General features: G+C 74.1%; 16 protein-coding genes and 1 pseudogene. 8 read left to right on the top strand and 9 right to left on the bottom strand.

Translation table 11 applies throughout. From position 1 onward, the window contains the following. Positions 1-5: 5 nt before the first annotated feature. Complete coding sequence (locus IE255_RS20945) at positions 6-1562, top strand: GMC family oxidoreductase (RefSeq protein ID WP_190051889.1); 1557 nt, start codon at positions 6-8, stop codon at positions 1560-1562. On the opposite strand, the gene IE255_RS20950 is transcribed toward IE255_RS20945, so the two are convergent. From IE255_RS20950 to IE255_RS20965, 4 genes are all read right to left on the bottom strand, one after another. Then, a complete protein-coding gene (locus IE255_RS20950) occupies positions 1559-6187 on the bottom strand; it encodes a hypothetical protein (RefSeq protein ID WP_190051890.1) in 4629 nt (1542 codons plus the stop codon). The genes IE255_RS20945 and IE255_RS20950 overlap by 4 nt on opposite strands. A 37-nt stretch (positions 6188-6224) precedes the next feature. Next, complete coding sequence (locus IE255_RS20955; protein ID WP_190051891.1) at positions 6225-7106, bottom strand: hypothetical protein; 882 nt, start codon at positions 7104-7106, stop codon at positions 6225-6227. Positions 7107-7137: 31 nt separating this feature from the next. Then, positions 7138-8664: a hypothetical protein gene (locus tag IE255_RS20960; RefSeq protein ID WP_190051892.1), complete on the bottom strand. Its 1527-nt coding sequence runs from the start codon at positions 8662-8664 to the stop codon at positions 7138-7140. Between the two features lie 71 nt (positions 8665-8735). Further along, on the bottom strand, positions 8736-9431 hold the full coding sequence (locus tag IE255_RS20965) for a GntR family transcriptional regulator (protein ID WP_190051893.1): 696 nt from the start codon (positions 9429-9431) through the stop codon (positions 8736-8738). Between the two features lie 170 nt (positions 9432-9601). On the opposite strand from IE255_RS20965, the pseudogene IE255_RS20970 reads away from it, so the two are divergent. The 5 genes and pseudogenes from IE255_RS20970 to IE255_RS20990 all read left to right on the top strand — a co-directional run bounded on the left by IE255_RS20970 (position 9602) and on the right by IE255_RS20990 (position 13982). Then, positions 9602-10871 (top strand): annotated as a pseudogene (locus IE255_RS20970) (MFS transporter). A gap of 14 nt (positions 10872-10885) precedes the next feature. Further along, complete coding sequence (locus tag IE255_RS20975) at positions 10886-11719, top strand: putative hydro-lyase (protein ID WP_190052255.1); 834 nt, start codon at positions 10886-10888, stop codon at positions 11717-11719. A 15-nt stretch (positions 11720-11734) separates the two neighbouring features. Then, positions 11735-12493, top strand: coding sequence for a LamB/YcsF family protein (locus tag IE255_RS20980; RefSeq protein WP_190051894.1), 759 nt, complete (start codon positions 11735-11737; stop codon positions 12491-12493). Next, positions 12490-13107 (top strand): 5-oxoprolinase subunit PxpB, encoded by a 618-nt coding sequence (gene pxpB, locus IE255_RS20985; RefSeq protein ID WP_190051895.1) that lies wholly within the window; start codon positions 12490-12492, stop codon positions 13105-13107. Before IE255_RS20980 ends, pxpB begins: the two co-directional genes overlap by 4 nt. Continuing rightward, complete coding sequence (locus IE255_RS20990; RefSeq protein ID WP_190051896.1) at positions 13104-13982, top strand: 5-oxoprolinase subunit C family protein; 879 nt, start codon at positions 13104-13106, stop codon at positions 13980-13982. The genes pxpB and IE255_RS20990 overlap by 4 nt, the downstream gene beginning before the upstream one ends. 27 nt (positions 13983-14009) lie before the next feature. On the opposite strand, the gene IE255_RS20995 is transcribed toward IE255_RS20990, so the two are convergent. From IE255_RS20995 to IE255_RS21015, 5 genes are all read right to left on the bottom strand, one after another. Then, entirely contained in the window at positions 14010-14894 is an 885-nt protein-coding gene (locus tag IE255_RS20995) for an SGNH/GDSL hydrolase family protein (RefSeq protein WP_190051897.1), read from the bottom strand. After that, the gene (locus tag IE255_RS21000; RefSeq protein WP_190051898.1) at positions 14891-16078 is read right to left on the bottom strand and encodes a glycosyltransferase; all 1188 of its coding nucleotides are present in this window, start codon (positions 16076-16078) and stop codon (positions 14891-14893) included. The genes IE255_RS20995 and IE255_RS21000 overlap by 4 nt, the downstream gene beginning before the upstream one ends. Further along, on the bottom strand, positions 16075-17205 hold the full coding sequence (locus IE255_RS21005) for a glycosyltransferase family 4 protein (RefSeq protein ID WP_190051899.1): 1131 nt from the start codon (positions 17203-17205) through the stop codon (positions 16075-16077). The genes IE255_RS21000 and IE255_RS21005 overlap by 4 nt, the downstream gene beginning before the upstream one ends. A 184-nt stretch (positions 17206-17389) precedes the next feature. Next, positions 17390-18808, bottom strand: a complete 1419-nt coding sequence (locus tag IE255_RS21010; protein ID WP_190051900.1) for a HEAT repeat domain-containing protein — start codon at positions 18806-18808, stop codon at positions 17390-17392. 300 nt (positions 18809-19108) lie between these two features. Beyond that, positions 19109-19501: an ankyrin repeat domain-containing protein gene (locus IE255_RS21015; RefSeq protein WP_190051901.1), complete on the bottom strand. Its 393-nt coding sequence runs from the start codon at positions 19499-19501 to the stop codon at positions 19109-19111. A gap of 239 nt (positions 19502-19740) precedes the next feature. Here IE255_RS21015 and IE255_RS21020 point away from each other — a divergent pair, with 239 nt between their 5' ends. Both IE255_RS21020 and IE255_RS21025 read left to right on the top strand, forming a co-directional pair. Further along, entirely contained in the window at positions 19741-19935 is a 195-nt protein-coding gene (locus IE255_RS21020) for a hypothetical protein (RefSeq protein WP_190051902.1), read from the top strand. Between the two features lie 52 nt (positions 19936-19987). Continuing rightward, complete coding sequence (locus tag IE255_RS21025; RefSeq protein WP_190051903.1) at positions 19988-21718, top strand: hypothetical protein; 1731 nt, start codon at positions 19988-19990, stop codon at positions 21716-21718. Positions 21719-21727: the final 9 nt, after the last annotated feature.

Below are 21727 nucleotides of genomic sequence, written 5' to 3' on the forward strand. Positions count from 1 at the left end.
GGCCCATGAGTACGCATGAGTTCGACTACGTCGTGGTCGGCGGCGGCACCGCGGGCAACGTGGTGGCGGCCCGGCTCTCCGAGGACCCCTCCGTCACGGTGTGCGTGCTGGAGGCCGGCCCCAGCGACGTCGGCGACGACGACGTCCTGCGGCTGGAGCGCTGGATGGGGCTGCTGGAGTCCGGCTACGACTGGGACTACCCCGTCGAGCCGCAGGCCAGCGGCAACAGCTTCATGCGGCACGCGCGGGCGAAGGTGCTCGGCGGCTGCTCCTCCCACAACTCCTGCATCGCCTTCTGGGCGCCGGCCGAGGACCTCGACGACTGGGCGGCCGCGGGCTGCACGGGCTGGAGCGCGGCCGACCTGTTCCCGCTGTACCGGCGGCTGGAGAACAACGACGCGCCCGGCGACCACCACGGCCGCACCGGCCCGGTGAAGCTGCGCACGCTGAAGAGCGACGACCCGTGCGGCACGGCCCTGCTGGAGGCGTGCGCGCAGGCGGGCATCCCCACGGTCGCCTTCAACACGGGCCGCACGGTGGTCCGGGGCGCCAACTGGTTCCAGATCAACGCCGACGAGAACAACATCCGCCAGTCCTCCTCGGTCGCCTATCTGCACCCGGTCCTCGGCAAGCGGCCCAACCTGGAGGTACGGACGGGAGTACGCGCCAAGAAGCTGGTCCTCGACGGGCGGCGCTGCGTGGGCGCCGAGTACCTCGACCCGGACCTGATCCACACCCGGACGGTACGGGCCCGGCGCGAGGTGATCGTATCGTGCGGGGCGATCGACTCGCCGAAGCTGCTGATGCTGTCGGGCATCGGCCCGGCCGGGCACCTGCGGGAGGCGGGTGTGGAGGTCGTCGTCGACGCCCCGGGTGTCGGGGAGAACCTCCAGGACCATCCCGAGGGCGTGATCATGTGGGAGGCCCGGCAGCCCATGACCACCACGTCCAGCCAGTGGTGGGAGGCGGGCATCTTCTACGACACCGAGCCGGGGCTCGACCGGCCGGACCTGATGTTCCACTACGGGTCGGTGCCGTTCGACATGAACACGGCCCGGCACGGCTACCCCACCTCTGAGAACGCGTTCTGCCTCACACCCAACGTGACGCGGGCGAGGTCGCGGGGGACGGTGCGGTTGCGGACCCGGGACTACCGGGACAAACCGAGGGTCGATCCGCGGTACTTCACGCACGAGCACGATGTGCGGGTGATGACGTACGGGCTGAAACTGGCGCGCCGGATCGCGGAACAGCCCGCGTTGAGCGGGTGGGCGGGCGCGGAGCTGGCCCCCGGTCCGGACGTCCGGACCGACGAGGAACTGCTCGACTACATCCACAAGACGCACAACACCGTCTATCACCCGTCCTGCACGGTGAAGATGGGTGCGGACGACGATCCTTCGGCCCCCTTGGACGCGCGGTTGCGCGTGAAGGGGGTGGAGGGGTTGCGGCTCGCAGACGGGTCGGTCATGCCCGACCTTGTGACCGTCAACCCCTGCATCACGACCATGATGATCGGCGAGAAGTGCGCGGATCTCCTGCGGGAGGACACCCGAGCCTAGGACACCGGGCGTTTGTACATCCTGGTCGCCGTGATCTCGCTGTGGACCGCCTCTCCCGCCTGGGGCTGCTGCGGCAGGCCCGGGCGGAGGTGTTCCTCGACGCTGATGTACTTCAGGCCGGCCCTGAGGTCGGCGTCGTTGCGCATGCGGATGACCAGGGGGAACTCGGCCAGCGCGGTGGTGTCGAACAGGCCCGTGGTGTACAGGAGCTGGACGCCCAGGGCGTCCGACACCGCCCGCTGGAGTTCCAGCAGGTACGTGGCGTTGGCGCGGCCGATGGGGTTGTCGAGGAACAGCGTGCCGGCGTGCCGGTGCTTGTCGCGGCCGCGGTCGTTCGAGCGCAGCGCGGCCATCGTGCAGTACAGGGCGATGGCCGCGGTGAGGAGCTGGCCGCCGGAGAAGACGTCGCCCATCTGCCCGACGGGGACGCGCTCGGCACGCAGTACCGCGTCGGGCTTGAGGATCTCGACGGCGACGCCCTTGGGCTGGAGGGCCGCGGCGACGCCCCGCAGCAGCAGGGACATGCCGTCGCGGCGCAGGTCGGAGTTCTTCTTCACGGCGGCCCGGGTCGCCTCGTCGATGACCTCGCCCAGCCGTTCGGTGAGCGTGGCCTGGTCGGGCTCCTCGAAGCGGATGCGCAGGAACTCCTGCCCCGACCACTCGCCGAGGCCCTCGGGCAGCCGGGAGAGCCGCTGGGCGGAGCGCAGGGTGGCCAGGGCCGATTCGACCAGTCCGCGCAGCCGGTCCACGATCGAGTCGCGGTTGCGCTCCAGCTGCTCCAGTTCGTCGGTGAGGACCCGCAGGCGGGGCGCGAAGGCGTCCGCCCACTTCTGGGCGTGCTCGGGCAGCGCGGACGCGGGCAGTTCGCGGATCTGCTGCCGGGCCGGGGTGCGGACCTGCTCGTAGCGCGTGGAGTTGGCGTGCCGGACGAGGATGTCGCTGGCCTCGCGGACCGCGGCCTCGGCGGCGGACAGGTCGGCGGCGCAGCCGCGCAGGGAGCGGCGGGCCTCGGCGGCGGACTGCCGGGCCTCCTCGGGGCTGCCGGGGTACGGCTCCGTCTCCTCCTGCTCTTCCTCGGTGCCGTGTTCGCGCAGCAGGTCGCGGAGCATGGCGGCGATCTCGTCGAAGCCGCTCGCGGCGTCCTCGGCGGCGCGGTGGGCGTCGAGGAGTTCGGCGTGCGCCTCCCTGGCCTGGTTCAGCGCCTCCGTGTGGGAGGCGAGTTCGGCCGTGGCGGTGCGCAGCAGGGTCTGCGCGTGCTCGGCGTCGCGCGGCCGGAGCTCCTCGGGGAGGTCGGTGTGGGCCTCGCCGTCCTCGGGCGCGTGCCGTTCCGCCTCGCCACGCAGCCGGCCGAGCTGCTCGCTCGCGCTCGACATACGGGTCTCCAGGAGCTGCACCAGCTCCTCGGCACGGGCGGCGGCGGCCTGGCGGCTGGGCCCGTCCGATCCGTCGGGGGATTCGAGGAGCTGCTCCGCGCGCGTGCGGACCTTGTTGCTCAGCCGGTCCAGCTCCGCGCGGGCCGCGCTCTCGTCGCTCTCCGCGCGGGCCTGCTCGGCGCGCAGGTCGGCGCCGACGCCGACCTTCTCGTACAGCTGTGATGCCGCCCGGTAGGCCTCGCGCAGGGCAGGCAGGGAGGCCTTCGGGGTCTGGGCGTCGTCCTCGGGTACGTCGTCGGGGGCGCCCGCGATCTCGGAGCGCTCGGCGCGCAGGGCGCGGGCGGTGCGGCGGGCGTCGTCGGCAGCGCGCTGGGCGGCCCGCCGGTCCTCGTCGGCGGCCCGGGCCCGCTCCAGGCAGGCCTGGGCGCTCGCCTCGGCCTCGGCCGCCTCGTCGGCCAGTTCGCGCAGCTTGACCTGCCAGCCGGCCCGCTCGCGCAGCCGGAAGGCGAGTCCGGCGAGGGCGTCGGCGGAGCGGCGGGCCTTCTGGGCGGCCTCCTGCCGCTCGTCCCGGACGCGTGCGGCCTCGGCGGCGGCCTCGTCGGCCTCGGCCCGGACGGTGCGCGCCTCGGCCAGCTCGGCTTCCGACTCCTCGGCGAACACGCGGGTGTCGTGCGCCGCCTGCGCGAGCTCGGCCAGTCGGCCGGCCGGGCAGCCGGTGCGCCAGGAGGCGAGCCGGGCGGCCAGCTCCCGGTCCTTGCCGAGGCGGGCGGCGAGCGTGCGGATCTCCTCGTCCCGCTCGGTCGCCCGGGCGCGCAGCGCCTGCCGCTCCTCGTCGGCGGCGTGCTCGTCGTGCATGGCCGGGTTCGGCGGCACGAGGAACACCTCGCCGCTGTCGGTGTCCGGCGCGGGGGTCGGGGCGAGCAGCGCGGCGGCGGTGCCGACGGCCACGGCGGAGCGCGGCAGCAGCGCCGCGTCGCCCAGCGCCTCCCGGGCGCGGGCGTGGGAGTCCGGGTCGGTGATGATCACGCCGTCGACGAGTTCGGGCCGGGCGGCCAGCACGCGCGCGTGGTCGGCCGGGTCGACGGCCTGGGCGAGATAGCGCCAGCCGGGCAGCGCCGGGATGCCGTGCTCGCCGAGGAACTCGACCGTGGCCAGCACGTCCGGGCCGGGCGGCAGCAGCCCGCCGTCACCGAGCGCGCCGAGGATGCGGGCGTCGTCGGCGGCGGCCGTACGCAGCTCGAACAGCTGCCGCTCGGCGGAGGAGACGGCGTCGTCGAGCAGCTCGCGCAGGTCGTCGGCGAAGCGGTCGAGTTCCGCGGGGGTGAGCCCCTGCTCGCTCGACCCGGACGGGGCGGGCTGCTCGCGGTCCGTGCCCTGGCGGGGCTGCGGAATGCCCGGGCGGGTCTCCGAGGTCAGGCTGAGCAGTTCCGCCAGCCGCTCCTCGGCCGCGAGGGCCTCGGCGGTGCGGCGCTCGGCCTCGTACGACCGCTCCGCCGCCGTCGCCGCGTCCGCCGCGCGGGCCGCGGTCAGTTCCGCCCGGGTCTCGGTGGCGGCGGCCTCGCGCGCGTGCTCCGTGGCCCGGCGGGACGCCTCGCGGGCGGAGTCCCAGGCCGCGACGGCGGTCTTCTCGGCGTCGCTGGCGGCGAGGGCCGCGCGGGCCGGGTCGGCGTCCGGCGCGCTGTCGTCGAGCCAGCCGGCCCGGACCGCCTCGGCGGTCTCCTGCTCGACCTCGGCGAGGCGCTGCTTGAGGTGTCCGACCTCGCTGCGGGCCCGCTGCGCCTGTGTGGCGGCGGCGGTGGAGTCCCGGTAGGCCGCGTCGCTGACCTCTTGGAGGGCGGCGGACCGCTCCTCCTCCTCGTTGGCGTGGCTCTCCGCCTTCTCCGCGGCGGCGTGCAGGGCCCGTACGAGGTCGACGGCGGCCTTGGCGCGGGCGGCCAGCGCGGGGGCGGCGTCCCGCTCGGCCTCCTGGATCGCGGCGGACACCCGGGCGACGCGGTCGGCGGCGGCGCGGTGGCGCAGCACGGCTTCGGCGGCCTGCCACGCCGAGTACAGCGTGCGGGCGTCGGCGAGTTCACGCTTCTGCGCGGCGGCGGACTTCTCGGCGGCGGCGAGGGCCAGCGAGGCGTGCCGGTAGGCGAGTTCGGCGGAGATGAGCGCGCTGCGCTCGCGGGCCGCCTCGGCGTGCGTGACGGCGTACGCGGCGGCGGTGACCCGCTGGGCCAGGTCGGCGGCCCGGACCCGCTCCTGGGCGCCGCGTGCGGACAGCCTGCGGGCCAGGGTCCGGGTACGGCGCTCGGCTCCGGCGTGGATGTCACGCGCGCGTGAGCGGGCCTCGGCGGCCTCGACGATCCGGCCGAGCAGGTCGACCGACCCGGCGGTGAAGTCGCGCTCGGCGATCAGCTCGGCGCGCCGGCCCAGCTTGTTGCCGAAGCCGCTGACCAGGTCGGCGAGCCCGTCGGTGTCACGCGTGTCGGTGACGGCGCGCAGCAGCAGGTCGGTGAAGTCGGCGTCCTTCTTGACCGCGAAGAGGCCGGCGGCCTCGCCTTCGTCGGCGTTCATCTCGCGCTGGTAGCGGAAGAGTTCGGGGTCGAGGCCGAGGTCGCCCAGGTGCTCGATCCAGCGGTCGTGGATCTCCTCCCAGTGCACCTCCAGGTGCGGGTAGGTCCTGCCCGCCTCGGTGAGGGCGTCGCGGAAGCCCTTCATGGTGCGCCGCCGCCCGCGCGCCCCCGACTGGCCCTCGACCGGGGCCCGTACGGCGGTGGACTCGGCCACCGGGAGGTTGTCGAGGCTCAGTCCCGGCCCGGGCCGGAAGGAGTACCAGGCCTCGGCGAACTTCCGCGGGTCGTTGGAGACCTGCCGCCCGCGCCACTCGCTGACCTTGCCGACGACGACGCACTCGCCGGTCAGTACGTGCTGCCACTCCAGTGCCACATGTCCGCAGTCGTCGGCGAGCAGGAACTTGCGCAGCACGCCGGAGCTGGCGCCGCCGAGGGTGTTCCGGTGGCCCGGCAGCATCACGGAGAAGATCAGCTTGAGCAGCACCGACTTGCCGCCGCCGTTCTCCAGGAAGAGCACGCCGGCGGGCGCGGGCCGGCGCGGCGGGCCGACGGGCTCCTCCTCGAAGAACTCCGCCTGCGTGGGCGCGGGGTCGGGCACGATGTCGCCCACGCCCCGCAGGTCGAGCACGGTGTCGGCGTAGCGCGCACCGGCGGGCCCGATGGAGTAGAGGCGGACGCGGGACAGCTCGTACATGGCGGACTCTCGTAAGTCTTCGTCAGGTGGGGGGAGTTCAGGAGGAGTGGAACGGCAGCCCGGCGTCGGCGACCAGGTCCAGGTCGTCGCTCTCCTCGGGGGGCAGCAGCGTCGGCGTGCCGTCGGTGACCGGGACGACGCCCAGTTCCAGCAGTTCGGCCAGGGCGGCGCTGCCTGCCATGTCGCGGACCTGGAGCTGGTAGCGGGCGGTAGTGCGGTACGTGCCGCCGTTGTCGTCGCCGGTGCGCTGGAGGAAGCCGGAGTCGGTGAGGAACGCGACGGCCTTGGCGACGATGCCGGTGGTCGAACCGGCCAGCCGGCGCGCGTCCTTGGTGGCGCCCGTCGCGCTGCGCCGGACCCAGATCCGCCAGGCGGCCTCCAGGCCGGGTGCGTCGGTCGCCGGGTCGGTGTTCTCGCCCTGCTCGGCGGCGCGCTCCTCCAGGCGGCGGCAGGCCTGGCGGACGAAGGCGTCGACGCCGTTGACCGTGACGCGGCCGATGTAGCCGTCGTCGGCGAGGTCCTCGGGGCGCGGGAACGCCATGGCGGCGACGGCGAGATGGGCGAGTCCGTGCAGGAAGCGGTCGCCGCCGTCGGCGGACGTGCGACGCGCGTAGTCCCCCATGCGGACGGCGAACACCGAGTCCTCGGCGGCGGTCACGGCCATGCCCGCGCGCGGGGACACCTCCAGCACGATCAGCCCCAGCCCGGTCGCCACGGCGTCGGCGAGCCGGGCGAAGGACGGGTCCTCGCGGTAGCGCCGCAGCAGGTCCGCGTACTCCTGGTCGCGGGCGGGCTGCAGCTTGGGCTGCAGCCCGAAGGACACGAGCCGCGCCGCGTCGGCGGCGTCGGCGGGGGTGACGGCGGCGGTGGCCGCGGGGGCCGTCGCCTCCGGATCACTCCACTCGACGTGCTCGCTCACGGTCGGGACTCCTTGTGCCACTCGTACTGACTCATGCCGCTTCCGTCCGGTCCGCCGCCATCCCCGCCGCGTCCAGCAGCGCGGTGCCGACGATCAGGTCCGCCCCGCCGAACTCCGGATCGTCCAGCTCCGTCCCGTCGTCCACGGCGAACAGCAGCTTCTGCTCGCCCTGGCGATAGGCCGTACCGACCGGCGGACTCGCCGCATGCACCGCCAGCAGGGCCACCAGATACGGCAGCTCGGGATCCTGCCGCCGGGCCTCGGCCAGCAACCCGGACAACCGGCGCGGCGCATCCGCCGGCAGGTCGAGCAGCTCCTGCGCGGCCGCCATCTGCTCCTCGCTGAACCGGCTGTCGTCGGGCGTGGCGATGAGATCCGGCTCGGGCATCTCCGCACCCAGATGCTCCCGCTCCACCGGCGGCGTCAGCAGTATGTCGACGAGGTCCCCGACCCGGACGGACACCGGCGTGCGCAACCCGGTGCCGCGTCCGAAGAACGCGTCCGTGACCCGCACGGCCTGCTCCAGCGGCAGCGGCAGGACGGGCGAGACGAGATGCCCGTACAGGTCGATCCCCGACGTCGTCATGGGCGTGGCGAAGGCCTGCCGGTCCTGCTCGGCGCGGAACAGCGGTCCGGCCTCCAGCAGCCGGGACTGCAGCTGCGTGTGCCGGCGGATGCAGTCCTTGACGATGTCGACCAGCTCGGCGGCACGCCGCTTGTGCTCGGGGTCCTCGGACTCGTCGCGCGCCTTGCGGATGTTCGTGAGGATCGCGTTCTCGTGGCGGTAGCGGTCGGCCACGTGCTCCAGGGCCTCGGCGATCATGTCGGGCACCGCGGTGAGCCAGTCCACCGCGCGGACATTGCGCCGGGTCGCGTCCAGGGCCCTGCGCAAGGTCTCCGAGTACTGCACGGTGCGGTAGCGGGCCTGTTCGGCCGCGAGCTGGGCGTCGGCGAGCCGGCCGCGGCTGATCAGCACCTCTAGCTTGACCTCGGCGGCGATCTGCGCGCTGGTGACGTCCGTGTCGAGGGCGCCGACGAGGACGTTGACCGCCTCGTCCGTCGTACGGAGGTAGACCGTGCCGCCGGGGCCGGGGACCTCCTCGATCAGCTTGAAGTCGTAGTCGCGGCGCACATAGCTGCCGTCCGCCCCGAAGGTGCCGTACACCGCGCGGAAGCCGCGGTCGACGCTGCCGACGTTGATCAGGTTCTCCAGGACCCAGCGGGCCACCCGCTCGTGCTCGGCGGCGGGCCGCTGCGGGGCCTGGGCGGCGATGCGCGGGATGAGCCGGGCGACGATCTGGTCGTAGTCCGCGCCCGTGTCGAAGTCCATGTTCAGCGTGACGAGGTCGATGGCCGCGAGGGCCACCTCCGCCATGCCGTACACCGAGTACTCGCCGGCGAGGTTGGCCTTGCGCGCGTCCAGGTCGTGCAGCGGCGCGGTGCAGGCGAGCGCGCGCAGGCGCCGCGCCAGGCCCTCGTCGGCGGCCGGCCCCGGGGCGGGGCGCGGCCCCGCGCTGAGCTGGGGCGGAACGCTGTCCGTCGATGCAGGCGAAGTCACGGTGCACAGACTAGGTCCTGGGTCTGACATCGACCCAAACGACGCGGTGCGCCTCTCCCGCCGCCCGGCCCTCAGCCGTCGTCACCGACGCGACGGCGGTACACCTCCACGACCCGCTCCAGCGAGTCGTCGAGGTAACCGGCGAGCAGGCTCTCGGCCTGCTCGCGGTCCCCGTCCTGAAGAGCCTGGAGTATGGCGACATTTCGCGCGATATAGGGTTCGTGCAGCCGCTGCGGCTCGTCCACCACGTGGAACGCGAGGCGCAGTTCGGCGAAGACACTGCGCATCAGCTCCGCCGTACGCTCGCTCCCGGCCAGCGCCACCAACTCCCGGTGGAAGTGGATGTTGGCCGTACCCACTCCCTTCCAGTCGCCTTCGCGGGCCGCACGCCGCCCTTCCTCCACCGCACCGGCGAGCCCGTCGAGGTCGTACGGCGGCTCCCCCAGGCCGCGGACCACGGCGCACTCCACGAGCCGCCGGGTGCGGTAGATGTCCTCGACGTCCTCCACGGTCAGCACGCGGACGAAGACGCCCCGGTTCAGCTCGTGGACGAGCAGGCGTTCGTGCGTGAGCAGCCGGAACGCCTCGCGCAGCGTGTTGCGGGAGACGCCGAGCGCCCCGCCGATGCTGTCCTCCGACAGGCGGGTGCCGGGCGGGAAGTAGCCCTCGGCGATCCGGCTCCTGAGGATGTCCGAGACCCGTTCCGCGGTACTGGTGCGCCCCAGGAGAGCCCGGTCGTCGGCGAGGTCCTTCAGCTGCTCTGCCATGCCGGAATTCAATCGCAGAAAACAAGAACGAAACAACGTGGGTATTGAGGGATCGTTGAACAATCCTCTACGGTGCTACGCACGGCGCCGCCTCCCTCACCGCGGCGCCGGCCAACTCCGCACGGCACGGCTCCCTGAAGCACCCTCCGTCCTCCCTCTGCGAGGTGCAGATGAGCACAACCCCTCCACCCCAGGCCCTCACCGATGACACGCCCCCCGCGGCAGCCGAACGCACCGCCGGCGACGGGGCGTTCGGCTGGCTGCGGGCCCTGGGCCCGCGCGGCCGCCGCGCGTTCGCGGGTGCCTTCGGCGGCTATGCCCTGGACTCGTACGACTACTTCACGCTGCCGCTGAGCATGGTCGCGCTGTCGGCGTACTTCGGCCTGAACAGCGGCCAGACCGGCCTGTTCACGACGGTCACGCTGGTGGTCTCCGCGATCGGCGGCGCCCTCGCGGGCGTCCTCGCGGACCGCATCGGCCGTGTGAAGGCGCTGATGCTCACGGTGATCACGTACGCGGTCTTCACCGTCGCCTGCGGTTTCGCGCCCAACTACGAGACGCTGCTGGTCTTCCGCGCCCTCCAGGGCCTCGGTTTCGGCGGCGAGTGGGCGGTCGGCGCGATCCTGGTCGCCGAGTACGCGAGCGCCAAGCACCGAGGCCGTACGCTCGGTGTGATCCAGAGCTCCTGGGCCGTGGGCTGGGGCCTCGCCGTGATCGTGTACACGTTCGTCTTCTCGATCGCCGGCGACGATCTGGCCTGGCGCATCATGTTCTGGACCGGGGCGCTGCCCGCACTGCTCGTCATCTGGCTGCGGCGCAGTGTGCACGACGCGCCCGAGGCGGCGGCCGCTCGTGAACAGAGCGCGGAGAAGGGCTCGTTCAAGGCCATCTTCAAGCCCGGCCTGTTCCGGATCACGCTCTTCGCCGGACTGCTGTCGACCGGTGTCCAGGGCGGCTACTACACCCTGGCCACCTGGGTGCCGACGTACCTGAAGTCCGAGCGCGACCTGTCGGTCGTCGGCACCGGCGGCTATCTGACGTTCCTCATCTCGGGCGCCTTCATCGGCTATCTGACCGGCGGCTACCTCACCGACAAGCTGGGCCGGCGGCGCAACATCTGGCTCTTCGCCCTGCTCTCGGCGATCTGCATCCTGGCGTACGCGAACATCCCGAGCGGCGCCAACACCCTGGTCCTGGTGCTCGGTTTCCCGCTCGGGTTCTGCATGTCGGCGATCTTCAGCGGCTTCGGCTCCTACCTGAGCGAGCTGTACCCGACGGCGGTGCGCGGCACGGGGCAGGGCTTCACGTACAACACCGGGCGCGCGGTGGGTGCCGTGTTCCCGACGACGGTCGGTTTCCTGGCGGACAGCTGGGGCGTGGGCGGCGCGCTCGCTGGCCCTGCTGGGGCTGCCGGAGACGCGCGGGAAGGAGCTGACGTGAACCGTACGAGCACGGTGAACGGTACGAGCACCGGGACCGGGGACCGTCCCGTGGTCCTCGTCGACGAGCACGCGCGCGCGTGGAGCCCGGAATCGGCCCGGGCCCGCTTCCGCGCAGGACTGACCGGCCCCACGGCCGGGGTCGCGGCGGGCCACACCCAGGTCAACCTGATCTCGGTGCCCGCCGACTGGGCCTACGACATGCTGCTGTTCTGCCAGCGCAACCCCAAGCCGTGCCCGGTCCTCGACGTCACGGACGCCGGTTCCTGGACCACCGTGCTCGCTCAGGGCGCTGATCTGCGCACGGACCTGCCGCGCTACCGGGTGTGGCGGGACGGCGAGCTGGTGGACGAGCCGACGGACGTGCGCGCCCACTGGCGGGACGACCTGGTGTCGTTCCTGATCGGGTGCAGCTTCACGTTCGAGTGGGCGCTGGGCGAGGCGGGCGTGCCGATCCGCCATCTCGAGCAGGGCCGCAACGTCCCGATGTACGTGACGAGCCGGCAGTGCCGTCCGGCGGGGCGGCTGCACGGACCGTTGGTGGTGTCGATGCGGCCGGTGCCGCCCCGGCAGCTGGCGGCGGCGATCCGGGAGAGCAGTCTGCTGCCGGCGGTGCACGGCAGCCCCGTACACTGCGGCGATCCGTCCGGGCTCGGCATCGACGACCTCGGCCGCCCCGACTTCGGCGACGCGGTGGACGCCGAGCCGGACGACATCCCGGTGTTCTGGGCCTGCGGGGTGACCCCGCAGGCGGCCGTGATGGCCTCGCGTCCGCCGTTCGCCCTCACCCACGCACCGGGGCAGATGTTCCTCACCGACGCCCGCGACGAGCAGTACCGCGTGGCCTGACAGGAGACCCGACTCGTGACCTCGATCGACCTGAACGCCGACCTCGGCGAGGGCTTCGGCCGCTGGCGGCTCACCGACGACGAACGGCTGCTGTCCGTCGTCACCAGCGCCAACGTGGCGTGCGGCTTCCACGCCGGGGACGCGGCCACCATGCGCCGGGTGTGCGAGCTGGCGGCCGCGCGCGGGGTCCGGATCGGCGCCCAGGTGTCCTACCGGGACCTGGCCGGGTTCGGGCGGCGCGCGATGGACGTGCCGCCCGCCGAGCTGGCGGCCGAGGTGGCCTACCAGATCGGCGCCCTGGAGGTGTTCGCGCGCGCGGCGGGCGCCCGCGTGGCCTACGTCAAACCGCACGGCGCGCTCTACAACCGGGTCGTGCACGACGAGGAGCAGGCCGCCGCGGTCGTCGACGGCGTGCTCCTCGCGGACGCCGCGCTGCCTGTGCTGGGCCTGCCCGGCTCGCGCCTGCTGGAGCTGGCCGGGAAGGCCGGTCTGCCGGTCGTCACGGAGGCGTTCGCGGACCGCGCCTACACCGACGCGGGCACCCTCGTACCCCGCTCCCAGGAGGGCGCCGTGGTCACCGACCCGGAGGCCGTAGTGGAGCGTTCCCTGAGCCTGGCCCGCTCCGGCGAGGTCACCTCCCACTCGGGGGCGCGGATCGGGGTCCGGGCGCGTTCCCTGTGCCTGCACGGCGACACGCCCGGCGCGGTGGAGCTGGCGCGCCGCGTGCGGGAGCGGCTGGAGACGTCGGGGATCCGGGTGGAGGCCTTCGCATGAAGGTGCTGCCCGTCGGCGAGGACGCGCTGCTCGTCGAGGTCTCCTCGGGCGACGAGGCCCAGGCCCTGCACGCGGAGCTGCTGCGCCGCCGCGCGGAGGGCTCGCTGTCGGTCCGCGAGATCGTCCCCGCGGCCCGCACGGTCCTCCTCGACGGGCTCGACTCCCCCGCGCGGCTGGCCGCCGAACTGACCGCCACCGAGCTGCCGCCCGTCCCGCCACGCGCGCGTGAGGTGGTCGAGATCCCGGTGCGCTACGACGGCCCGGACCTGGCCGACGTCGCCGCGCACTGGGGCGTGCCGGAGCGGGAGGTCGCCCGCATCCACACCGAGACCGAGTTCCGGGTCGCCTTCTGCGGCTTCGCGCCCGGCTTCGGCTACCTCACCGGCCTGCCGCCGCGCTACGACGTCCCGCGCCGGGGCACCCCGCGCACGGCCGTCCCGGCGGGGTCGGTGGCGCTGGCGGGCCCGTACACGGGCGTGTACCCGCGCTCCTCGCCGGGGGGCTGGCAGCTGATCGGCACGACGGACGCCGTGCTGTGGGACCACGCGCGCGTGCCGGCGGCGCTGTTGTCGCCGGGCACGCGCGTGCGGTTCGTCCCCGAGGCGGGCCCATGACGGATCGCGCGCTCGTCGTCGTACGGTCCGGCGCCCTGACCACCGTGCAGGACCGGGGCCGCCCCGGGCACGCCCACCTCGGGGTGCCCCGCTCCGGGGCGCTGGACGGGCCGGCCGCGGACCTCGTCAACCGGCTGGCCGGCAACCCGTCCGGGACGGCCGTGCTGGAGACGACCCTCAACGGCTGTGCCGTGCGGCCCCGATCGGCCGTCACCGTGGCGGTGGCGGGCGCGCCCTGCCGGGTCACGGTGGACGGACGGCCCGTGGCCTGGGGCGCGCCGGTGCGCGTGCCCGCCGGGGCGCTGTTGGACGTCGGGCCCGCCGTGTCGGGCGTCCGCGCCTACGTGGGTGTCTCCGGGGGGATCGCCGTCGAGCCCGTGCTCGGCAGCCGCTCGACCGACCTGCTGTCGGGGCTCGGCCCGCCCCCTCTGACGGACGGCACGGTGCTGCCGCTGGGCCGGCCGACCGGCGTGCACGCGCGCGTGGACGTCGCCCCGCAGCCGGCGCCACCGGCCGAGCTGGTCCTGCGGGTCACGCTCGGCCCGCGCGACGGCTGGTTCACGCCGGAGGCCATACGCGCCTTCCTCTCGGGCACCTACCGGGTGTCCGCCGCGAGCAACCGCATCGGCCTGCGCACGGAGGGACCCGCCCTGGAGCGGGCCCAGGCCGGGGAACTGCCCAGCGAGGGCATGGTGCTGGGAGCCGTCCAGGTTCCGCCCGACGGCAGGCCGGTGGTGTTCCTGGCCGACCATCCGACCACCGGGGGCTATCCGGTGATCGCGGTGGTCCGCGCCGCCGACCTCCCGGCCGCCGCCCAGGCGGTTCCCGGCACACCGGTGCGTTTCGTGGCGGTGCGGCGCCTCCGGGTGTGCTGACCGAACAGACAGCGGGCTCTGCCCCTGTCAGGCCGCGTCCGGTTGTTCCGCCACCGAGAGCGCGGCGAGGGCCGCCGACACCGCCGCGGAGGCCCTCAGGTCGAGCCGGGCGCTCGTGCCCCGGGCGCGGTGCCGGAGTTCGTCGGCGGCGAGGGTCAGGAGCTGGGGCAGCAGGTCGGTGCACCGGCGGGCCACCCAGCCGGTACCGGCCGTGGCCAGCCACCACAGGCTCGCCGTCCTGGTCGGGGCGGGGAACTCCGGCTCGGGCGAGGGCGCGGGCCCGGTCGCGAGGCCGTGCTCGGCGAGCAGTGCGTGGAAGCGCAGGGCCAGCTGCCGGTGCCCGCGCTCTCCGGGGTGGAGCCGGTCCGCGCTCCACAGGGCGCGGTCGGTGATCCAGTCGCCCTCACAGGCGTGCAGGTGCAGGGCCCCGTACCGGTCGGACAGGGCGTGCACCACGGTGTTCACGGCCCGTTGCCGCCGGGCCAGGGGGTGGGCCAGGGCCCCCGGCAGGCCGAGCATCGCGCCCGGGTCGGGCAGGCAGGCGGTGAGCAGGACCGCGCCCCGCTCGGTGAAGGCCGCGTACACCCGGTCGAGCCGGGCGGCCACGGCCTGGATGTCGAAGGTGCAGCGCAGGGTGTCGTTGACGCCGATGACGACGGACACGAGGTCGGGCCGCAGCTCCAGCGCGGCGGGGAGCTGCCGCTCCAGCACGTCCCGGGTCTGCGATCCGCTCACCGCCAGGTTGGTGAAACGCGCAGGCCCCTCGGTGAGCCCGGCGGCGAGCAGCGCGGCCCAGCCGCGCCACCCGTCACCGACGGGGTCGCCCACGCCCTCGGTCAGCGAGTCGCCGAGGGCCACGAACCTCGGGGGCCCGTCGAAGCGCCCGGGCCCCTCGCACCGCGCGGGTCTCATGCCACGCCTCCGGGCACGTACGGACGCACGGGGACGGCCGCGTCATGCGCGGCGAGGAAGGCGTCGACCGCCGCGTTCCAGCCGAAGCACTCCGCACGCGCGCGTGCCGCCTCGCGCCGGTCCGCCTCCGGGCGTTCCAGCAGCAGGTCCACGGCGTCCGCGAAGGCGTCCCCGTGGTCCGCGGCGACGGCTCCGGCGGAGCCGATCACCTCCGGCAGCGCGGACGACGCGCTCGCCACCACGGGCGTGCCGCACGCCATGGACTCCAGCGCGGCGAGCCCGAAGGTCTCGGCGGGCCCGGGCGCCACCGCCACGTCGGCGGACGCCTGCAGAGCGCCGAGCAGCCCGCGGTCGGAGACGTGCCCGAGGAAGGTGACCGGCAGGCCGCTCTCGCGGGCCCGCTGTTCGAGCCGGGCGCGCAGCGGACCGTCCCCGGCCACCACCAGCACCGCCCGCCGTCCGCGCCGCCGCAGCGCCTCCAGGGCGTCCAGCGCCGTACCGGGCCGCTTCTCCACGGACAGCCGCGAGCACATCACGAGCAGCGTCTCGTCCACGCGCGCGTGCCGCGCCCGCACCTCCGGGTCGTGCAGGGCGGGGTGCCGCTGCACCAGGTCGACGCCGAGCGGGGCCCGGACGACGTTGCGTGCCCCGATCCGCACGAACTCCCGCTCGGCGAACTCGGTCGTGCACACCACGCGCGCGTAGGTGTGGGCCGTACGCACGTTGAGGGCGTCCGCGGCCCGCCGGGCGGCCCCCTCGGGCAGGCCCCAGGTGCGCAGCACGCCGTCGGCGGTCTCGTGGGAGACCATCACGGCCGGGACCCGGGCGCGCCGCGCCCACTTGCCGGTCCACCTGAGGGTCGTCCGGTCGGACACCTCCAGCCGGTCCGGCGCCAGCTCCTCCAGCAGCCGGGCCACCCGCCGCTTGTCGGCGAGGACGCGGTAGCCGCCGGTGCCGGGCAGCAGCGGCCCGGGCAGGGTGATCACCCGTCCCTGCTCGGTCTCCTGGTCGGTCATCCGCTCGCCGGGGATCACGAGGACGGGCTCATGGCCCGCCGCCTTGAAGCCCTTGCCGAGTTCGCGCAGCGCGGTGCGCAGCCCGCCGGACGCGGGCGCGACGAAGTTGGCGAGCCGGACGATCCGCAGCGACTGGCGGCTGCTGCCGCCCGCACGGGAGTCACTCATGCCGCCACCGCCGTCCTGCGCCCGGCGAGCACGTTCGCGTAGTGCCCGATCAGCTGGTCGCCGACGGCCGCCCAGGTGCGGCCCTCGACGGTGGCCCGCCCGGCGGCGCCGAAGGCGGTCCGCAGCCCGGGGTCGGCGGCCAGGGCGCGCACCGCGTCCCGGACGGCGGTCGCGTCGCGCGGCGGCACCAGCAGCCCGGTGTGCCCGTGCGCGACCAGGTCCAGCGGTCCGCCCGCGGCGGGCGCCACGACGGGCAGGCCGCTGGCCATGGCCTCCTGGACCGTCTGGCAGAAGGTCTCGAAGGGGCCCGTGTGCGCGAAGACGTCGAACGAGGCGAAGACCCGGGCGAGGTCGTCACCGGTGCGCCGGCCGAGGAAGACGGCGCCGGGCAGCGCCTGCTCCAGGCCGGGCCGGCTGGGGCCGTCGCCGACGACCACGACCCGGACGCCCTCCAGGCCGCAGACACCGGCGAGGAGTTCGACCTGCTTCTCGGGGGCGAGCCGGCCGACGTAGCCGACGATCAGCTCTCCGTTCGGGGCGAGTTCGCGGCGCAGGGCCTCGTCGCGGCGGTCGGGCCGGAACCGTTCGGTGTCCACGCCGCGCTGCCACAGCTTGACCCGGGGCACGCCGTGCGTCTCCAGGTCGTGCAGCGAGGCGCTGGACGGGGCGAGGGTGAGGTCGGCGGCGCCGTGGACGGAGCGGATGCGCCGCCAGGCGGCGGCCTCTCCGGCGCCCATGTAGGTGCGGGCGTATCCGGCCAGGTCGGTCTGGTAGACGGCGACGGCGGGGATGCCGAGCCGGGCGGCGGCTGCCATGCCGCGCACGCCGAGGACGAAGGGGCTGGCCAGGTGGACGACATCGGGGCGGTGCTCGATGAGGGTGGCGGCCAGGCGCCGGCTGGGCAGGGCGACGCGGACCTGGGGGTAGCCGGGGAGCGGGAGGGAGGGGACATGGACGACGGGGCACGGCGCCTGGGCGGCGTGCAGCTTGTTCCCGGGTGCGGGGGCCGGGGCGACGACGACGGGGTCGTGACCGCGCTCGACGAGGTGCCGGGCGGTCTGGAGCGCGCAGTGGGCCACGCCGTTCACGTCGGGGGGAAAGGATTCGGTCACGATGACGACACGCATACCCGAGTTGTCGCCGTGCCGGACGTGGGCGCGTCAACGTGGATCTTTCCGGACGAGGAACGTCCTATGAGCGTTCTGAGGCGCACCCGCGCAGGCCAGGCGGTGTACATGCCCTCCTGACCCGCGAGTCACCCCATGTTCACCTGCGCGGCCTGATTCCGCCCTGGTGTTCTCGCGCAAGGGGTCACACTGCGGTCTCCTCGGGACCGATCCGGCTGCGTACGGCCGTCTGCACCTCGGCCTCCTCGGCCGGGTCGGCGGCGAGCCGGCGCAAGCGCTCGACGACGCGGGTGTCGCCGGTCTCGGCATGCCGGGCGGCGAGTTCCCGGGTGGTCTCCTCGCAGTCCCACAGGCACTCGACGGCGAAGCCGGTGGCGAAGGAGGGGTCGGTGGCGGCGAGGGCCCGGGCGGCCCGGCCGCGCAGATGGGAGGAGGCGGTCTCACGGTAGACGTGGCGGAGCACGGGTGCGGCGCAGGCGATGCCGAGCCGTCCGGTGCCGTCGACGAGCGTCCACAGGGTCGGTGCGTCGGGGCCTTCGCCCCGTACGGCCTCCCGTAGCGCCGCGAGGACCAGGTCGCGGTCCTGCGTTCCGCCCCGGCAGGCGAGGAGGCGTCCGGCGGCGGCGCCCAGCGCGTCCGGCCGCCGGGCCCAGCCGCGGGCCCGGTCGATGGCGGCGAGGGAGCGCATGCGTTCGAAGGCGTCGACGGCGGCGTCCACGACGAGCGTCGAGCCGGTGGCCACGGCGTCCTCGATCAGGCCGAGGGCGTCGGGATCGTTGCCGTCGGCGAGGTAGCGCAGGGCCGTGCACCGCGCCCCGTCGGTGCCGTCCTTGGCGGCCTGGACGATCTCGGCCCGGTCCTCGGGCCCCGCCACGGCCGTGAGGCAGCGGGCGGCCGGGACATGGAGTGCCGCGCCCCGCTCGATGCCCTGCTGGGCCCATGCGAAGACGGCCTGCACGCTCCACCCGGGGCGGGGCCCGGTGGGTCGCATCTGCCGCTGCCAGCGGTCGAAACAGCCGGATTCATGGGCGGCACGCACGCGCGTGGCGACCGATTCGCGCGGGTCCTCCGCCCACAGCCGCCACGGCCGGGGCTCGAAGGCGTCGCGGACGACGGCGGCCAGCTCGGCGTCGCCCTCCGGATCGGCCGGGAAGCGCGCGAGGACGGGCGCGGCGAGGGCGCGCAGGCCCGCGTCGTCGTCCCTGAGGGCGAGCTCGTCGAGGGCCCAGGCCCAGTTGGAGCCGTGGGCGGCGTACCTGCGCAGCAGTTCGAGCGCGTCCCGCCTGCCGTAGGAGGCGAGGTGCCCTAGGACGGCGAGGGCGAGGCCGGTGCGCGACTCGTCCGTGTCGAGGATGTCCTCGGCGTCGAAGAGATGGGCCTCGATCTCGTCCAGCTCGCCGTTCAGGTCGAGGTAGAGGCGGGCGTAGTAGAGGGAGCGGTTCTCCACCTGCCAGTCGTGGCGGGGATCGCGCAGCACGCAGTGGTTCAACGCCGCGAGCGCCTCGGGGCGCGGGGCGGTGAGCGCGTGCAGTGTGCCGTCGCCGCGGCCCCGCTGGAGCAGGCCGAGCAGCGTACCGCTGGGCGCTATGACCGGATCGAACATGGGAAACAGCCTCACATCAAGCGTCGACGCAACCGGGGACGTGTACTACCTGGCCGCGTGACGACACGTCGGAGTGCCCGCCGTTTCCTGCTTGCTGTAGACCATCTTCCTCTGCCTCTCGTCGGTGGCCCTTGCGGACCGCGTCACGGCCCGCGCGGTGCGGCAACACCTGCCCAACCATCACGTCCGTGAACCACGTCGTCATGATGACTCGGCACTTACACCTGCCGCGACCGAAATTTCGGCGGCCCTTTACCGCCTCCCCCGTTTTGTTAGTCGTTCCAGGTCAGACTGCTCGGCTCAGTGCTCGCCGAACAGTTCGAGCAGTTCCGTCCGGCCGAACATCCGGGCGGTGTCGACGGCCGAGGGCGTGCCGGCGGACGGGTCGGCGCCGCCCTCCAGGAGGGCCTTGACGACCTCCGTCTCGCCCTTGAACGCCGCTCCCGCGAGCGGGGTCTGGCCTCGGTCGTTCACCCGGTCGCCCTCGGCGCCGCGGGCGAGCAGCGCGCGCACCGCGTCGGAGTGGCCGTGGTAGGCGGCGAGCATCACGAGCGAGTCGCCGCGGTCGTTGGTGAGGTTGGCCGGAACACCCGCGTCGACGTACGCCACGAGGGCCTCGGTCTGTCCCCGCCGGGCCAGATCGAAGATCTTGGTCGCCAGCTCCACGACCTCGGGGTCGGGGACTTCGGTCATCGGACGGACCGCCTCTCCAGTGCGCAGCGTCGGGTGCGTACGCCTGCGCGTGCCGCAGCCGTACGGGTGAATCGCCAGGGTACTGGCTCGCGCGGCACATGACCCGATGTGCCCGAGGTAAAGATCACTGCAGGGAAAATAGTCCGAATTTCACCCAGTTGCACCTTTTATCGTATGGATACATGCTGTGAGCCTGGAAGTACTCATGGTGACTGTCCCCGCGAACCAGGAGATCTCAAATGATCCTCTCCATCTCAGGCGTGGTCCTGCTCGGCATCGTCGTCTTCATCTTCCTCCGCAAGGACGGACTGAAGGCCTCGCACGCCGTGGTCGCCATGCTGTTCGGCTTCTACCTGGCGAGCACGGCCATCGCCCCGAGCATCAAGGCGGGCGGCGAGAGCCTGGCGAGCCTCCTGGGCGGGATCAGGTTCTGACGACCCCGCTCCTCGGACGCATCCCGCCCGTACGCACCGACTGGAGACAGCAGTGGCCCGGCGCCCCCTCCCCCGCATTCTGAGCAACGGCGGCGCGCAGCTCGCCCGGAGCCGGGAGCTGGCCCGGACGGCCGCCGACAGCGCCACCGACGTCCTCCACCCACTGATCACGATCGCGCGCGGTCTGCGCCGGCTGGCAGCGGCCGGGCGGCGCAGATGGACCGAGACCCCCAAGGAGCGACGGGGGGCGCTGCTGTTCCTGGTGGCCTCCGTGATCCTGGTCGTGGCGCTGGTGCCGTACGGGCCGCTGCTCGCCGCCATCACCCTGATGGCGGCGGCGGCCTGGCAGGGCCGGGACCGCGCCCCGGCGTCGCCCGACGGGCCCGACGAGACCCAGGCCCAGCGCCTGAAGTCGCTGTACGAGGCGCTCGTGCCGTACTTCTCCACGGCCGAGGACCCCGAGCCGCTGTACGCGCACGGCGGCGCCTGGGACAAGGCCTTCCCCACCTACGCGTTCGACGGCGGCGGCCGGATCTCGCACCTGGTGGTCCGCTACCCGGCGTACTTCACCGACGGCGAGGCCGAGGCCCGTGCCCGGATCGAGCATCTCCTCGCGGCCAAGTCGGGCCGGGGCCGCGAATACCACTTCACGTGGGACGAGGAAGGCAACCAGTTGACGCTCAGCGTCCTCCTGCCGCTCCCCGTCGACATCGCCGCCCAGCGTTTCGTCACCGCTCCCGGCGAGACCGTCCTCGGCTTCACGGACCCGACCGAGGTCCGGCGCACCCTCCCCCTCACCTACGGCGAGCAGCAGCGGGACGTGCCCCCGGTCGTGTGGCGCACCGGCCTGCGCTCGACCGAGCCCCATCTGCTCGCCCTCGGCCAGCCGGGCAGCGGCACGTCCACGCTTCTGCGGTCGATCGCCCTCCAGGCCCTCCAGCACGGCGACGTGGTGATCGTCGACGGCGGCGGCACCGGCGAGTACGCCTGCCTGACCGGCCGGGACGGCGTGCTGGCCGTCGAGTGCGGCCTGACCGGCGCCCTGGCCAGCCTGGAGTGGGCCGCGACCGAGACGGAGCGCCGCCTCATCGCCGCCAACCGCGCCCACCAGGCCGGCCATCCGCCGCCCGACGACACCAAGCGGCCGCTGTGGATCCTCCTGGACCGCCCCAGCGCGTTCACCCATCTGGCCGCCGCGGACGACCGCAAGGACCCGCAGTCCCTCCTCCAGGTCCCGCTCCGGCACGGCCGCCCGGCGAACGTGACGGTGGTCGTGGCCGACCAGCTGGACTGCCTGGACGCCCTCGGCGAACCAGTACGCCGGCACACCCGCGCGCGCGTGGTCCTCGGCCGGGCCACGGCGGACCAACTCGAGTCGGTCCTGGGCGCGCCCCCGCACACCACCCCCGTCGACCAGGTCCCACCCGGCCGCGGCTACGCCCGCCTGGGCACGGGCCCGGTCCACCGCCTCCAGGTCCCGGCCACGCCCAACCCCTACGACGACGCGACGCCCGACGCCCACCGCGAGGCGGTCCTGGCCCTCCTCCCGCCCCGGACGACACCGGCGGACGGGGAGACGGTCCCGGACCCGGACCCACAGCCGACGGTTCAGGAACCGGAGCCGGTGCCGGCGTCGGCAGAGCCGCCGGAGCAGCAGGCCGACCCGGCGGTCCTGTCCGAGTCCGAGGAACCCATGCCGGACCCGGTCCCGGCCCTGACCAAGGAGCCGCTCCCCGACCCGGTCCCGGTCCTGACGAAGCCGAAGGAAGCGGAGCGCGCCTAGGCGGTCTGG

This window comes from Streptomyces lomondensis (assembly GCF_014651035.1).
Taxonomy (GTDB): domain Bacteria; phylum Actinomycetota; class Actinomycetes; order Streptomycetales; family Streptomycetaceae; genus Streptomyces; species Streptomyces lomondensis.